The 15,058-nt window shown below is 68.8% G+C and carries 14 protein-coding genes and 3 pseudogenes; 13 read left to right on the forward strand and 4 right to left on the reverse strand.

Translation table 11 applies throughout. The features are described from left to right. Nucleotides 1-222 precede the first annotated feature (222 nt). A complete protein-coding gene (locus Pme01_RS27090; protein ID WP_168117808.1) occupies nucleotides 223-654 on the reverse strand; it encodes an STAS domain-containing protein in 432 nt (143 codons plus the stop codon). Between the two features lie 301 nt (nucleotides 655-955). Here Pme01_RS27090 and Pme01_RS27095 point away from each other — a divergent pair, with 301 nt between their 5' ends. From Pme01_RS27095 to Pme01_RS27140, 11 genes and pseudogenes are all read left to right on the forward strand, one after another. Beyond that, a complete protein-coding gene (locus tag Pme01_RS27095; RefSeq protein ID WP_168117807.1) occupies nucleotides 956-1,321 on the forward strand; it encodes an STAS domain-containing protein in 366 nt (121 codons plus the stop codon). A gap of 613 nt (nucleotides 1,322-1,934) precedes the next feature. Continuing rightward, nucleotides 1,935-2,240, forward strand: a pseudogene (locus tag Pme01_RS31265) (PA domain-containing protein); the annotation flags it as partial. Between the two features lie 78 nt (nucleotides 2,241-2,318). Next, a pseudogene (locus Pme01_RS31270) lies at nucleotides 2,319-2,981 on the forward strand (M28 family metallopeptidase); the annotation flags it as partial. Between the two features lie 375 nt (nucleotides 2,982-3,356). After that, entirely contained in the window at nucleotides 3,357-3,794 is a 438-nt protein-coding gene (locus Pme01_RS27105; RefSeq protein ID WP_168117806.1) for an STAS domain-containing protein, read from the forward strand. Nucleotides 3,795-4,095: 301 nt separating this feature from the next. Beyond that, nucleotides 4,096-5,472, forward strand: a complete 1,377-nt coding sequence (locus Pme01_RS27110) for a fibronectin type III domain-containing protein (protein WP_168117805.1) — start codon at nucleotides 4,096-4,098, stop codon at nucleotides 5,470-5,472. A 424-nt stretch (nucleotides 5,473-5,896) separates the two neighbouring features. Further along, nucleotides 5,897-6,374 (forward strand): annotated as a pseudogene (locus Pme01_RS31885) (methyl-accepting chemotaxis protein); the annotation flags it as partial. Nucleotides 6,375-6,571: 197 nt separating this feature from the next. After that, nucleotides 6,572-6,868: a cold-shock protein gene (locus Pme01_RS31890; protein WP_205864436.1), complete on the forward strand. Its 297-nt coding sequence runs from the start codon at nucleotides 6,572-6,574 to the stop codon at nucleotides 6,866-6,868. A 359-nt stretch (nucleotides 6,869-7,227) separates the two neighbouring features. Then, nucleotides 7,228-7,578 carry a histone-like nucleoid-structuring protein Lsr2 gene (locus Pme01_RS27125; RefSeq protein WP_168117804.1) on the forward strand — a complete coding sequence of 117 codons (351 nt, stop codon included), beginning with the start codon at nucleotides 7,228-7,230 and terminating at the stop codon, nucleotides 7,576-7,578. Between the two features lie 87 nt (nucleotides 7,579-7,665). Next, complete coding sequence (locus Pme01_RS27130) at nucleotides 7,666-8,382, forward strand: spermine/spermidine synthase domain-containing protein (RefSeq protein ID WP_168117803.1); 717 nt, start codon at nucleotides 7,666-7,668, stop codon at nucleotides 8,380-8,382. 315 nt (nucleotides 8,383-8,697) lie between these two features. Next, the gene (locus Pme01_RS27135; protein WP_168117802.1) at nucleotides 8,698-9,000 is read left to right on the forward strand and encodes a DUF4193 domain-containing protein; all 303 of its coding nucleotides are present in this window, start codon (nucleotides 8,698-8,700) and stop codon (nucleotides 8,998-9,000) included. Between the two features lie 952 nt (nucleotides 9,001-9,952). Next, nucleotides 9,953-10,327 carry a MerR family transcriptional regulator gene (locus Pme01_RS27140; RefSeq protein ID WP_308441115.1) on the forward strand — a complete coding sequence of 125 codons (375 nt, stop codon included), beginning with the start codon at nucleotides 9,953-9,955 and terminating at the stop codon, nucleotides 10,325-10,327. 341 nt (nucleotides 10,328-10,668) lie between these two features. Here Pme01_RS27140 and Pme01_RS27145 read toward each other — a convergent pair whose 3' ends face one another. Then, nucleotides 10,669-12,192 carry an FAD-dependent oxidoreductase gene (locus Pme01_RS27145; protein WP_168117800.1) on the reverse strand — a complete coding sequence of 508 codons (1,524 nt, stop codon included), beginning with the start codon at nucleotides 12,190-12,192 and terminating at the stop codon, nucleotides 10,669-10,671. Nucleotides 12,193-12,395: 203 nt separating this feature from the next. Between Pme01_RS27145 and Pme01_RS27150 the strand changes: the two genes are divergently transcribed. Then, entirely contained in the window at nucleotides 12,396-12,848 is a 453-nt protein-coding gene (locus Pme01_RS27150; protein WP_168117799.1) for a DUF4383 domain-containing protein, read from the forward strand. 130 nt (nucleotides 12,849-12,978) lie between these two features. Here the strand turns inward: Pme01_RS27150 and Pme01_RS27155 are convergent, their stop codons facing one another. Next, entirely contained in the window at nucleotides 12,979-13,461 is a 483-nt protein-coding gene (locus tag Pme01_RS27155) for an ATP-binding protein (RefSeq protein WP_239088499.1), read from the reverse strand. Next, nucleotides 13,448-14,323, reverse strand: a complete 876-nt coding sequence (locus Pme01_RS27160; protein ID WP_168117797.1) for an MEDS and STAS domain-containing protein — start codon at nucleotides 14,321-14,323, stop codon at nucleotides 13,448-13,450. Before Pme01_RS27160 ends, Pme01_RS27155 begins: the two co-directional genes overlap by 14 nt. 318 nt (nucleotides 14,324-14,641) lie before the next feature. On the opposite strand from Pme01_RS27160, the gene Pme01_RS27165 reads away from it, so the two are divergent. Beyond that, nucleotides 14,642-14,911, forward strand: a complete 270-nt coding sequence (locus Pme01_RS27165; protein WP_168117796.1) for a hypothetical protein — start codon at nucleotides 14,642-14,644, stop codon at nucleotides 14,909-14,911. The last annotated feature ends 147 nt before the right edge of the window (nucleotides 14,912-15,058 follow it).

Genomic DNA, 15,058 nt, shown 5'->3' on the forward strand with positions numbered 1-15,058 from the left:
GCCCGCCACGCTGCTTCTCGACTCTCCGCTCGACATCGATGTCGTGAAACAAACGGTACGGCGGCGGCCCGTCATAGGACGAATCGCCCGTGTGTATCCGGTCGGCCGGTTGGGGGACCACCGGTGCCGAAGGGTGAGGCGGGTCACTGGCCCGTCGGTGGCCGGGGCGCCGCTCACGGGTGCCCCGGCCGGTACCGGTGTCGCGCCGCGGCCCGGAGCGGGTCAGGCGGGTGGGTTCGTCACCGGGGTGAGGGCTTCCGCATCGTCGCTTCGGCGAGGGCCGGGCAGGCGGGGGTGCGGCGCGCCGGTCGGTGCCTGCGTCAGGTGTTCGTAGACGCCGCTGAGCTCGAGCGCGCGCCGCACCTCGGCGCCGCAGCTGACGATCGTCACAGCGACGCCGTGCCGCTGGGCCTGTTCGGGGGCGGCGGCGAGCGCGGCGACGCCGGAGGAGTCGACGGAGGTCAGAGCGCCGAAATCAAGGAGGACTCGGGTGAGTCCGGGTTGGGTGAGGACGACCTGGAACGCCTCGGTGAGGTCGTCGACCGTGTCCGCGTCGAGACGGCCGTGCGCGGTCAGCGTGAGTTCCGTGTCCGCGGTCTCGGTCAGGGCCAGGTCCAGCGGTGGCGCCGGCCGGCGGTGACGCCCGATGGTCATCGAAGCAGCTCCTTGTCTCGGGTTGGGCAGGGTGGTCGGGCAATGTGGCGGTCCCGGCGGCCGGAGGCCGCGCCGTGAACTCTTATCTTCGATGTGGCGTCGAGAATCTTGTATGTGTCACATCGTGACGGTGGCCACAGCGTTGCCCGGCCGCGACCCCCCACCGCCGACGCTCGGCCCGCCCGCATCGGCACTGATACACCCGTACGTGTCACTGCTCCACCCGTTCGTCGGATTTCCCACCTAGGGCGTACGGTGGAGGCGCTGGGACGGCGCGTACGGAGGATGACGAATACAGCGCATGGCAGACGCGATGATCTACACCCGCCGTGCTCCTGACGGCAGCGTATTGGTCGAAGTCCGTGGCGAGGTCGACGTCCAGTCCTCCACCCGGCTGCGTGACATCCTCGTCGATACCGCCACCCGGCTGATGCCGACGAGGATCATGGTCGACCTGCTGCACGTGACGTTCATCGACTCCACCGGCATCGGGGCGCTGGCCGCCGGCCGTAACGTGGCCCACCGGCGCCGTCTGGGGTTCGCCGTGCGCAACGCCACAGGCATGGTCGCCGCTCAGCTTCGCCAGACCGGCCTGTACGACGAGCTGGTCGCCGGCCAGGACTACGGATCCGGCCCCACCGGGCCGACCGCCCCGACCACTCCCTAGCCCGGATCCCCCGCCCGCTTGCACGCCGGCAACGGCCGTCGTCACCCTCGCGTGCGCATCGGTCCTGGCGGGCGTGGGCGCGCGGCCGAGGGGGCCGGACGGGCTTGCATGGTCATCCAATCGCCTCGATTTCCGTCGTGACGCTTGTCTATGGCTGTGACGGCCGGCAACATGCGCGTCACAGGCGGCAGTACATCCACTGTCGCAAGAGGAAGAGGAGATATCGTTGCTCCGATTCAAGATGACGTCCCGGCAGGTAGCCGCGCTGGTGGCCGGCGGTGCGTTGGCGGTGGCCGCCGTCTCGCCGGCGTACGGCGCTCCCGCCGCGAAGGGTCCGGACCCGGCCAAGCTCGCCGGCAAGCTGGCCAAGGACGTCACGGTCGACAACATCAACCGTCATCTCATCGCCCTGCAGCGCATCGCGACCAACAACGGCGGTACGCGAGCGGCCAGTACACCCGGGCACCTGGCCTCGGCGCAGTACATCGCGGACAAGCTGACCGCCGCCGGTTACGTCGTGCGGATCCAGGAGTTCCAGTTCCCGTTCGAGCAGACGCTCGCCGAGCGCGCCCGCGAGGTGAGCCCGACGGCGCGGACGTTGAGCCCGGTCGTCATGCAGTACTCGCCGAACACACCGGTCGGTGGCATCACCGCGCCGCTGTCGGCGGTGCCCGGCCTGGCCGCCGACCCCACGCCCGGCTGTGAGCCGGGCGACTTCGCCGGCTCGCATCGTGGCACGATCGTGCTCGTCCAGCGGGGTGGCTGCACCTTCCAGGTCAAGCACGACAACGCCGTGGCGGCCGGCGCGGTCGCGGCCCTGGTCTACAACAACGCGGCGGACCCGGCCGAGCCGGTCAACGGGCGGCTAACCGACGAGACCAGCGGGCGTATCCCGACCGCCGGCCTGCCGCGCGGCGAGGGCGAGGCGCTCGCCGCCGAGGTGGCCGCCGGGCCGGTGACCGTCGGGCTGGAGCTGCAGGTACTCAAGGAGACCCGTACGACCCGCAACGTCATCGCCGAGACGCGCGGCGGGCGCGCCGACAATGTGGTGATGTCCGGCGCGCACCTCGACAGCGTGGTCGAAGGACCGGGTATCAACGACAACGGTTCCGGCTCCGCGGCGCAGCTCGAGGTGGCGTTGCAGCTGGCCAAGCAGAAGGTGACCAACAAGGTCCGCTTCGCGTGGTGGTCGGCGGAGGAGTTCGGGCTGCTCGGCTCTGAGCACTACGTGTCGCAGTTGACCTTCGAGCAGCAGCTCGACGTCGCGCTGTACCTCAACTTCGACATGGTGGCCTCGCCGAACTTCGCCAGGTTCATCTACGACGGCGACGACTCCGACGCCACCGGGGCCGGCCCCGGACCGTACGGCTCGGCGCAGGTCGAGGACGTCTTCGAGGCGTACTTCGACAGCAGGGGCCTGGTCCACGAGGGCACCGACTTCACCGGCCGCTCCGACTACGGCCCGTTCATCGCGGTGGCCATCCCGTCCGGTGGGCTGTTCACCGGCGCCGAGGGGCGTAAGACCGCCGAGCAGGCCGCCCGCTACGGCGGTACGGCCGGCGCGGCGTACGACGCCTGCTACCACCAGGCCTGCGACAACCTGGGCAACATCAACCGTACGGCGCTGGACCAGAACGCCGACGCGATGGCCTGGGCCGTCGGGGTCTTCGCGACGGACACGTCCACGGTCAACGGCAACGGCAGTGGCGCCGCCAAGCAGGCGCGTCGCCAGGCCGCGGCCAAGAAGTTCAGTGTCGAGCAGGCGCCGTTCGAGGCGCACGGCCACGAGTACGCCCCGGTCTGACGACCGCGACACGGCGAAGGGTGCCGGCGATCGTCGCCGGCACCCTTCGCCGTCGTCAGCCGCGTCGCGACGGGATCGTCGGCACGACCGGCATCTTCGGGACGGCACGCACGCCGTTCGCCGGGGGTTGCACCGTCCGGCGATCCTTCGGCGTGTCGTCCCGACGAGGTGATGTTCCTTTTCGTCGAATGTTGTGATGCTTGGCAGTACCGATCAGCTGGAGGTGCTGCAGTGGACGTCGAGCGCGGTGAAGCCGCTCTGCCGCGACAGGTGCGGATCCCCGATGAGGATCCGCGGTTCATCGCCGGGCCCGCCGAGCCCAGCGACCTGGTGATTTCGATCCGGCGTCCCACCGCCGACGGCGAGATCGTGGTCTCGCTCGACGGCGAGCTCGACCTCAACGCGGCGGACCGGGTCCGGGTGGCCCTCACCGACGCGGTGCGTACGGCCGGGTGCCGCAGCCTTCGGGTCGACCTCGCGGCGGTGCCGTTCGTCGACTCGATCGGGCTGGGTGCGCTCGTCGCGGGCTGTCGAGAGGCCGGCGTCGCCGACATCACCTTCACCATGACCAACGCCCAGCCCCCGGTACGGCGAGTCCTGGACGTCACCAGCCTTGCCGGCCCCTTGGGCCTGGTCTCGGCCGCCGTGCCGCCCGCTCCATCGCAGTGACGTCGGACGGCGTAACCGCACCGACCGTTTCGAGGTCGGCGACCACCTTCGTGGTGGCGCCGACCTCGAACGGTTCCGGGCCTCGTTGCGAACCGGTCGTTCGGTTGACCGCAGCGGGGCTGACGCGGGTGGTCGCAGCACGTTCCGGATGAACTATCCGCGTTCCGGAACCGATTTGTGTTTTTTGAAGTAACTTGCCCGTTGTAGTGCCCCGGTATGGGGGGCGCCAAGACGGGGGACATGGTTGATGATCAATAAGACACGGTCGGTGGGTTTCCTGGCGAGCCGTAGGTGGGCCCGCGTGGGGGCGGTCGCGCTTGCGGCGGCGGTGTCAGGTGCGGCGACCGGCGCACTGCCGGCCCTGGCCGCCGGCGACACTCCGCAGACGATCACCTTCACGAAGCCGGCGGACACGCCGGTCACGGCGGGCACGCTCAGCATCTCCGCGAGCGCGACGTCGGGGTTGCCGGTGGAGTTCACCAGCGCCACGCCGGGCGTGTGCGAGGTCGCGGTACCCGTCACCGGCAAGGTGGGGGTCACGACGGCGAACACCACGGCCGACGTCACGCTGCTCCAGCGCGGTACCTGCACCATCAATGCCGATCAACCCGGCGATGACATGGTGTACCTGCCCGCCGAGCGGGTGGTCCGGTCGTTCGAGGTGCTCGGCGTCGCGCAGACGATCAACTTCCCGCAGCCCCCGGACGCGGCGCTGGCCGCCGGTACGACGACCGTCGCCGCCACCGCCTCGTCGGGGATGCCGGTGACGTACACCAGTGCCACGCCGGCCGTCTGCACCGTTCCGGCGCCGGTCCTGAACGCCGCCGCCGCCTCTCCGGTTGCGGCGGTCACCCTGCGCGGCGCGGGCGTCTGTACGATCCACGCCGACCAGACCGGTAGCGACACCTACCTGCCGGCGCCGCGGGTGAGCCGCTCGTTCAACGTCACCGTGCCCGCCGCGCCGGTACCGAACCCTGGTGACATCACCGCCACCGCCGGCGTCTCGTCGATCACCGTGAGCTGGCAGGCACCCGACGTCGACGGCGTCACCATCACCGGGTACACCGCCGTCGCCAACCCCGGTCCGGCCACCTGCACCACCACCGACGCTACGACCTGTGTCCTCGGCGCCACCGCCGGCGTCAAGTACACCGTCACGGTCATCGCGCACACGGACGGCGACGGCGACCTGGAGTCCGACCCGTCCAACGAGGTCACGCCCATCGCGCCGCCGGTGCCGACGGAGCCGCCGGCCACCAGCCTCGTGCTGACCACGGACAAGGGCCAGATCACCACCGCCACGCAGGGGCAGGAGATCACCTTCATCGGTACCGGGTTCGCGGCACACTCGACAGTCACCATCACGATGTACTCGACGCCCACCTCGCTGGGCAGCGTGGTCACCGACGCCAGCGGCGCGTTCAGCAAGGCGGTCACGATCCCGACCAACCTGGCCACCGGTACGCACACGGCGGTCGCCCAGGGGGTCGCCCCGGACGGCACGGCCCGCGCCATGGCGCTGGCCATCACGGTTGCCGCGCCTTCCAGCGCGCTCCCCGTCACCGGCGTCGCGCTCACCACGCTCGTGCTCTTCGCCGTCGCCCTCACGGCCGGAGGTGTGGTGCTGGTCCGCCTAGGTCGCCGGCGCCGCGTGGCCGGCACGGAGTCCGCGGCCTGACACATGGGTACCTCCGGCGGCGCCGGTCGAGCTTTCCGCTCGGCCGGCGCCGCTTTTTCGTGCGGTACGCCAGGGCCGGCGCGGTGTGCTCGTAACGGAATCGGTGGAGCCGACGCCTCACTCCGTCGGCTCCGAGAACGTCACGCCCGGCGTTGGGCTGCTCCGGTCATCGGACGCGCCTGTCCGATGCGGACGCCGTCGGCACCGAGTCGGGATGAGGGATGGCGGGGGAGTGCTGGTCCGGTTCGCGATGTCGAGTGGGTGGTACCGAACGGCGTGTCGTTGGCCGTACAGGTGTCCCACCAACTTTCCGGCGGTGTAGACCACCGTGAGATCGCCCACAACGCGACCGAAGCCGCGGGGTGGCCGCGACCGCGATGGTGGCCAGCCTGGGTGAGTCGTGGTGGAGATCGGCAACGTGGTCAAGGTGATCACGTCGATCGCCGAGCGGACCAACCTGCTGGCCCTCAACGCCACGATCGAGGCCGCCCGGGCCGCCGAGGCGGACAAGGGGTTCGCGGTGGTGGCCAGCGAGGTCAAGGACCTGGCCCAGGAGACGGCGAAGGCGACCGAGGACATCTCGCGTCGGGTCCAGCCGATCCAGACCGACTCGACCGCGGCGGTGGAGTCGATCGGCCACATCGCCGAGGTCATCGGGCAGATCAGCGGCTTCCGGTCCACGATCGCGTCGGCGGTCGAGGAGCAGACCGTCACCACCGACGAGATGAGCCGCGACGTAGTCGAAGCGGCGACCGGCGGCGAGATCGCCTCGAACATCACCGGCGTGGCCAACGCGGCGCAGACCACCAGTGCGGGCGTCACCGACGCCCTCACCACGGCCGAGGAGCTGGCCCACATGAGCGGCGAGCTCCAGCCGGGTGGTCGGGCGCTTCACCATCTGACATCTGAGGCCGGTCGTGTTCTGGCGTCCGCAGGAAATCTGGCCACCGGCTGGGAGTCGAGCGTGGCGGCGGTCAGTGGTTGGGGTAGGGCTTGGCTTGAAAATCCCCGAGATTTTGCTAGCGTGGATGAGGTTTGTTTTTTTGGGGTCGGTGGGTTGCTGTATCTGAGCCAGCCGACGGCTCGTATGGGTTTATTGATGCCGTCGGCGGGGTTGGGTGACAGGGCTCGCGTGACCAGGACGGCTGCGGATCTGCGTTCGCAGATTTTCGCGCCTTATCAAGGAGTTGTAGTGGCTCAGGGCACTGTGAAGTGGTTCAACGGCGACAAGGGTTTCGGCTTCATCGCCCAGGACGGGGGCGGTGACGACGTGTTCGTTCACTTCTCCGCCATTCAGGCCGGCGGCTTCCGTTCGCTGGAGGAGAACCAGCGGGTCGAATTCGACGTCACCCAGGGCCAGAAGGGCCCGCAGGCGGAGAACGTCCGCGTCATCTGACTTAACTTCTGGCCGCCGCGAGGTCTCGACGTGTTCGTCGATATGGTCAAGCGGCACCGGTGAGCGACCCGGGTGCTAGGGCGGTCGACCTAGCAGTACCGGGCGGTACTCGATCCCCGCACTCTTTGGGTGCGGGGATCGATGCTGTCCGGGCTGCTTTAGTTACCGATGGTTCGGCAGCAGTGCGGTTCGCACGACTTTGCTGGTTTCGAGGGTGCCAGAAAATACTGATGGGCCATTGGGAAGAGCAATCCGGATTTCCTGCATCGGAGACTGGCTCGCCATATTTTTGCGTGGCTCGAGACTGCCAGGCTATTGTTGCCGGACGGTCGGTGCAATTGCGGGAAGGAACGATTCTGATGGCGAAGCGGACGATCCATATGCTGGTCGATGACATCGACGGCGGCGATGCGGACGAGACCGTTACGTTTGCCGTTGACGGCGTTCAGTACGAGATTGATCTGTCGAAGAAGAATGCCGCGAAAATGCGGGAGGTACTGGCCCGTTACATCAAGGCCGGATCGAAGATCGGCGGTGCGGGTGGCGGGGTGGCCCGCGCTGTGCCTCGAGGACGTGGACCGGCCATTGTGGATCGTGACCAGAGTCGGGCCATCCGCCAATGGGCACAGGGTAAGGGAATTGTGGTGTCCGACCGGGGACGCATCAAGCAGGAGATCGTCGACCGGTACCAGGCCGAGGCGGGCCGCTGACCGACCGGGCCTCGGTCCGTCTGTCACCGAACCGGTGTCGCGCACTCCTCGGCGTCGCCGCCTTGCGGTATGGAAAGGATGTGCCGAATGACCTCGCGATTCGCGGAGCTTGCCTGGCACGAGACGCCGATGGGCGCCATCAGTCTGCGGCGAAGGTACGATCCATTGCTCAAGGTCGAGGTGTACGAGGTCAAGCTCGACGACGAGTTCCTCATGTCCAGTCTGTTCACCGTGGCCGAGGTCGAGCTCGCCCGACTTGGCCTGGCCGAAGCGGTAGGAACTGATCTCGACGTCGTCGTTGGTGGCCTTGGCCTCGGCTACACCGCCCGGACGGTGCTGAATGACCCGCGCGTGCGCTCGCTGGCCGTGGTGGAAGTCGTCGACGAGGTGATCGAGTGGCACCGACAGGGGCTGCTGCCGTTCGCCGCCGATCTGACATCGGATCCGCGAACCCACCTTATTCAGGGCGACTTCTTCGCCATGGTCGACAGCGCTGAGGGATTCGACCGCGACGAGCCGGGGCGGCGATTCCACGTCATCCTGGTGGACATCGACCATACGCCGCGTCACCTGCTGCATTCGGGCCACGCCGCGTTCTACACGCCGCAGGGCCTGCGTGCTCTCACCGACCACCTGCATCCCGGTGGAGTCCTCGCTCTCTGGTCGAACGAGCCGCCCGACGAGGACTTCACCGCCGTGCTCGCGGAGGTATTCGCCGCCACACAGGCCCACGTCGTCAGCTTCCACAACCCGCTGCAGCAGTGCCGGGCAGCCAACACCGTCTACGTCGCCAGGATGGCGTAACCACCGCGTCGGCATCCGTCGGCGATGCCGCCAGGCCGCTCGCCAGCCGTCGCCACCGGCGCTCGAAGTGCTCGAAGTGCTCGACCAGGATGGGGGCCGGCACCCGGACCGCCGGAGGGCGCCGGACGGCAACGACCGGTCCGGGTCGCCGTCCCCTGGTGCCTTTCGGGACTCGCCGGGGCCGGGGGAGCGTCAATGCCTTCTCGGTGGGGACGGGCGAGTGGCGTAGTCCCCTCCGACGGCCGGCGCTACCCTTCCACCGCGGTGACCGATCGGTCGCGATATGCCACGGGGCAAAGCGGAGAGGACACCACAATGAGCAAGCCGATCGACTACGACGCACCGCGCCGACCCCCGATTGAGGCTGACGACGACGGACTCGAGGAACTCAGGGCACGTAGCACCGCGGAGCGGTCACCGGGAGTCGACCTCGACGAGGCCGAGACGGCCGAGACCTTCGAGTTGCCCGGCGCCGACCTATCCGGCGAGGAACTGACCGTGGCGGTCGTGCCGATGCAGCCGGACGAGTTTCGATGCACACGCTGCTTCCTGGTGCACCATCGCAGTCAGCTCGTCGCGAAGCCCGATGGTCAGGAAGTCTGCGGGGAGTGCTCCTGACGTTCACCGTCAGGGCGCCAGTTCCCGCCACTCCGGGCGACCACCCATCCATGCCTCAGCGAGGATCTCCGCCGACGCCCGACTCGGACAGGGGTGTACCTTCGACCGGCCCGCGTCGCCGCCGGTCTGCGCCTGGACTTCCCACCGCTGGCCGTCAGTGCGGATGTAGACGTCACGACGCCCTCGCGAACTACGGTTCCCGTTCCACCAGTGGCGCTCGATTCTCACTGGCTGACCGTATAGCACCGACGGGGTAACAGGCCAACCCAAAATGATCTTGGGAAGGCGGTCGGGCGCGACCGGACGACCACGGATCGCGGTCGCGCCGGCGATCCAGCCGGCCGGTCGAACCACCCGAGCGTGCGCCGAGCGCCGCGTGGATATGTGCCGCACGCCAGGGCCAGGTCGTCGAACGCCGGCGGGGTACGTCTCCACCTGCCGTCCCAAAAAATGTGTCTCGGAGGGACTAGAAATCGTGTCTCAGGTCAGCTAACTTATCTGAAGTTGATGAAGGGGTTCGACGGTGAACGCCGAACGGGAAGCCGGTCGCGCGAGAGGTGCGCCGGTTGGCCCGTCGGGTCGGCAGCGTTGGCTTTGTCGCATCGATGTGACGGGGTCGCTGGCCCGGTGGCGGAAAGGTCTGATCTCAGGGCCGGACCGCCGGAGATGAGCACTGCCGAGTTAGAGCATCGGATGGGTTTGAGGAAGGAGGTCAGACATCGATATTGCTGCGGTGCGGCCTCGACCGTTTCGGTCGGCGCGACTGTGCATTCGGCAGACGCGCCTTTGACCGCGCGGAAGGCGCCCGCAAGCGCTCCGTCTCACCGTCACTTCTGTGGTGAGGCGTGTCGTGAGCGCATCGTGAAGTCAATAGATGGTGTTTTTCCTCCGTTGGGCCCCGGCGCTGTCCATATCGCGCCGGGGCCCCCGTTCGTGTTGATGAAGGTGGTACTTGGCTGACATCGCCCCGGCTTTGGCCGGCAAGTTCGATGACGTACACCACCCTGCCTACGGCATGGGTGCCGCTGCCGAGATGCTCGGCGTCACGCCCAGCTTCCTGCGCGGTCTGGGCGAGGCGGGACTGGTCACACCGCACCGCTCCGACGGCGGGCACCGGCGCTACTCCCGTCACCAGCTGGAGCTGGCGGGCAGGGCCCGAGAGCTGGTCGACCAGGGCATGACCCTCGCCGCGGCCTGTCGGGTGGTACGCGCCGAAGACCAGCTCGAGGCGGCCCGCAGGCGCATCACCCAACTCGAGGACGCCGCCGCCACCCGGACGGTCGCGCAGCCTTCGGCCGGGGACCATGCCGAGCCGGACGTGCGATGACAGTGCACGCCGGCCACCTGCCCTGAACGGGAGCCGGGCTGTGGGCGACCAGCAGCATCCTGTCGCCGTGGCGCGGTACAGGCGCAACGCCCTGGCCGACACGGTGCTGCGTTGACCTCGTCCGGCGGGGAAGCGCGTTCGGCCGCGCTGCCGCGGGTGGGTGGCAACGGTTTCCTGCGGTTTCTCGTTCTTGTGCCTCGATTTTCCAGGAAAGCCGCCGTATGACAGGCGCTGAAGTGTCCCGGCCGGGGATGGCCAGGGCTTGACTTGGGGCTCAGGAAGTGGGTTGGTGCAGGCATGCGCGCCGCTGATCGGACGACGCGGCGGCGAGGTCACTCGTATTACTCAAGGGGGCGTGGCGCCAGAGGTTCGGTGGCGGGGCCGTGCAGGACGCTCCCGTCGGGGGTGAAGCGGGAGCCGTGGCAGGGGCAGTCCCAGGTCTGTTCGGCGTCGTTGAACGCCACGGTGCAGCCCAGGTGGGTGCAGGTGGCCGAGACGGCGTGCAGGTCGCCGGAGGCGTCGCGGTAGACCGCGCACCGTTGTCCATCGATACGCATGACGGCGCCGGCACCGGCGGGCAGGTCGTCGGGCGAGTCGAGGTGGGACGGGCGGAGCCGGTCACCGATGAAGTGCCCGGCGACTTTGAAATTGGTCTTCAGGAACGTGCCGGCCTCCACGGTCGGGTGGATGCGCCGCGGGTCGTAGATGTCGGCCCACGGCAGAGTCTCACCGCAGATCGATGCGGCGAGCAGGCGGCCGGCCATCACCCCGCTGCTCATGCCCCAGGCGTTGAAGCCGGTGGCGACCCACACGTGGTCGGCGCCGGGGTGGAATCGGCCGACGTAGGGCATGTTGTCGGCGGTGGTGTTGTCCTGCGCCGCCCAGTGATAGGCGAGGCCGTCGGTGTTGAAGTGGCCGAGGGTCCATTCGGCCAGCCGCCGCCAGCGCTCGTCCACGCCGTCGGTACCGGGTGTGAAATGTTCCCCGGTGATGATGAGTAGCCGCTGCCCGTCACGCCACGGGGCGGTACGAACCGACCGTGTGTTGTCCTCGGTGGTGAGGTACATGCCGCCCGGGTCGTCTGCGGCTGCGATGGGCGCGGCGACCACGAGTTCGCGGCGCGGTACCAGACGGGTGAACAGCGCGGCCCGATCGAAGATCGGGTAGTGGGTGGCGATGACGACCTCGCGGGCGGTGACGGTCGCACCGGCCTCGGTGCTCAGCCGGCAGGGTTCACCCTCGTCGAACCCGGTGATCCGGGTGCGCTCGAAGACGCGTCCGCCGCGACGGGTCAGGTCTTCGGCCAGCGTCAGCAGATAGCGGCGAGGATGGAACTGGGCCTGATCATCCACGCGGATCGCCGCGGCGACCTCGAAGGGCAGGGCCGTGTCGGTGACCAGCGACGCGGGCAGGCCCGCCGCGATTGCGGCGTCGACCTCGGCGCGGATCTGCTCGACCTTTCCCGCGGAGGTGACGTAGGTGTAGGCGGGCAGCCGTTCCAGGTCGCAGTCGATGCCCAGCTCGGCCGTCACCGCGGTGACCCGGTCGATCGCATCGAGCTGTGAGGCCGCATACCGCCGCGCCGTTTCGGCGTTGAACGTCGACCGCAGCCGGTCATAGATCAGGCCGTGTTGGGCGGTCAGCTTCGCCGTGGTGTATCCCGTTGTTCCCGCCACGATGCGGTCGGCTTCCACGACAGCCACCTGCCGGCCCGCCCGGGTCAGCTCCCACGCCGTGCAGATACCCGCGATCCCGCCGCCGATCACGGCCACGTCCACCTCGACGTCATCCGTAACCGGCGGGTACGCCGTCGGGGACGTCGAATCCATCCAGTACGACTCGGCAGTTCCAGAAACCGTCGTCATGACTCTGGCATACCCACATTCGGATCCATCATTACCACCAACACCCGTTGCCGTCGCGAACGATGTAGGTGAACCGGCGACAGTTCGATATCGAAGCCTTTACGGATATCTATGAAGGGTATTGGCGTGCGTGGCCGCCGGGCGCCGGCGGTCACATCTGGACGGCGCAGCGCCGTCCGTATTCGTAAGGAGGTGCCGCGCGAGTGGTCAGTGTTCCCCAGTCAAGGGCCGACGCACGCCCGCTGGTCAACCGGCTCGCTCTGGCCGTCGGTGTGGTGTTCCTACTGGTCGGCATCGCCGGGTTCATCCCCGGCATCACGACGAACTACGACACGCTCGGCTTCGCCGGCCACCACTCCGACGCCAAGCTGCTCGGCGTTTTCCAGGTCTCGATCCTGCACAACATCGTGCACCTGCTGTTCGGCATCGCCGGCATCGTGCTGGCCCGCAGGGCCGGCACGGCCCGGCTGTACCTCATCGGAGGCGGCGCCATCTACCTGGTGCTGTGGCTCTACGGCCTGGTCACCAGCGACACCAGCGCCGCGAACTTCGTGCCGGTGAACAACGCCGACGACTGGCTGCACTTCGTCCTCGGGATCGGCATGATCGGCCTCGGGTTGCTGGCGACCCGTCGACCCGACACGGGGCGCCCGTAGCCGCCCAGGGTTGGACAGGGCGCGAGCCGACCGGGTTGATCTCGTCGGACTTTCCGAAGAGATCAACCCGGTCGACCGGAGGCTGCTGCCCTGACAGGCGGATGCGCCTCGGTCGGACCGGAAAGCGGCGTCAACGCGGGTCGCCGCTGTGCGGCGTGGACTGGCCGTCGACGCCGATGAGGGCGGTGACGGTCGGACCATGGCCGTCGTCGGCGTTGGTGATGATGAGGTCGTCGCACAGCTGCCGGCAGATCCACAGGCCATGCCCGCCGGTGTCGGGTTGGGCGGGCGGTGTGGCGCCGGCGTTCGGGTCGGCGATGCCCGGGCCGTGGTCGCTGACCCGGCAGTACAGCGTGGTCGCGTCGCGCCACAGTCGTAGCCGTCCGGTGCCGCCGCCGTGGCGGATCGCGTTGGTGGCCAGTTCGTTGGCCACGATGAGCAGATGGTCGACCTTTTCCTCCGGCAGGTCGAGTCGGGCGGCGTGCGCGACCAGCGTGGCGCGCAGCGCGTACAGCCCGTCAGCGTCGAATAGCTGGTCGACCGTGATCACCTCCGGCGCCTCGACCGGCGGCCGGAGCCCAGGGCCGGTGACCGGTAGCTCAGGCCTGGTCATGCTCACGCGCCCGTCGTACCCGAAGCTGTGGCACGCCAACCGTGCCGACGAGATCCAGCATCGTGCCCACCAGCCGCCGGCACGTCACGGTCATCCGTCGTGACGCAGGCAGTGTCGACGCGGTCGACACGATAACCGCGGCGCAGGTGGCGTCGATGAAATCCAGGCCGGTCAGGTTGAGGTGCATGTGCCGGTCCAGTCGCCGGGACTCGGCGAGGGCCTGCTCGAGGATGTCGCGGTGGCGGTAGTCCAGTTCCCCGGCCATGCGGACCCCGGGCGGGCTGTACTGGCGGCAGATGCGCAGCAGCGGATGGTCGTGGTAGACCTGCGCGGCGATGGTCTTGGGATGGGTCTTGGCGGCGAAGGCGAGGGTGACCGCGTCGAAGCGGTCCCGGTCGTACTGGCAGATCAGACACAGCCGCCCGTCGGCGAATAGATCGGCCACCTTCGTCTCGAATCCGAGCAGGTCATCGGCCGCCGCCAGGGGCCGGATGGCCCAGCACATGTCGGCGGTCACCCGAAGCCCCGGATAGCCCTCCCTGCCGGCCCGCTCCAACTCCCCGGCTAAGACCTCCACCATCCCCGCCGCGCCAGCCCGGCTGGCCAGCAGGGACTGCCCGGCCGTCGCGATGCGCAGTTGCCCACGCCGCAGCGCCGCACCGGGACGGACCGAACGGGCCGCGAGCTGGTCGGCCAACGCCTGCGGGTCGACCGAGTCGGTCCAGCACACCACCTTCTGCCCGGTGCGCAGACCGTCGCGTACGAAACCGGCGAGCAGGTCCAGCCGCTCCTCAGCATCGGAGAAGGTCAGGCACGCGTGGTCACCCGCGACCGCCTTGTCCACTACCGCCGTGTCCACCATCGCCAGGCCGCCTGTTCATCCTCGAAGGTCGACTCACGGTAGAGCACACCACCGCGACGCAGATACGGCCTCCCGTCGGTTTCTCCAGCCACCCCACGAACCCCAGCATCGGGACAGGCCACAGATTCAGCGGGCCCCACGCGAATACGACAGCTGAGCCGGTGCACTGACGGTGCCCCGTTCACGGCGTCGCCACCGAGCGGGTGGCCGGCGTGGCCGTGAACGTGCGACCGGGCCTCGCCGGAGTGACAGCTCGGGCGGTTGCGGAAGGGGCCGAGTAGTCTTACCCGACGTGCACGCTTGCCATTTGATCGGAGAGTGCCGCCGGCCATGACCTCTGACCATGGATCGGTTGAGCCCGTCGACGCCAGTGAACCGACCGCGCAGCATGACGATCTTGAGCATTGGCTGCACGGTATCCGCACCGACCTGACCGACGACCGGCCCGACTGGGTGACCCCCGTCGGTGCCGGTGGTGGCGCCGAAGTACCGGGCGACGCCGAGGCGTCGCCCGCCGTCGACAACGACGCCCGAGGGCCCGAGCCGCGTGGGCCGCACACCATCGGACGGCACCGTGCGGAGGACTGAGCCGGCAGCCTGAGCTGGTCAGGTGGCCTAGCCGAAGCGGCGACAGCCTCGACGCCGGGAACACGTCGGATCAACGCCGTCAGCTCACGGAATCGGCCGCGACCCGGCCACGCACGGCGCCGCCGCCGTGGAATGAGGAGCTCGACG

The sequence above is a fragment of the Planosporangium mesophilum genome, from assembly GCF_016863255.1.
GTDB classification, from domain to species: domain Bacteria; phylum Actinomycetota; class Actinomycetes; order Mycobacteriales; family Micromonosporaceae; genus Planosporangium; species Planosporangium mesophilum.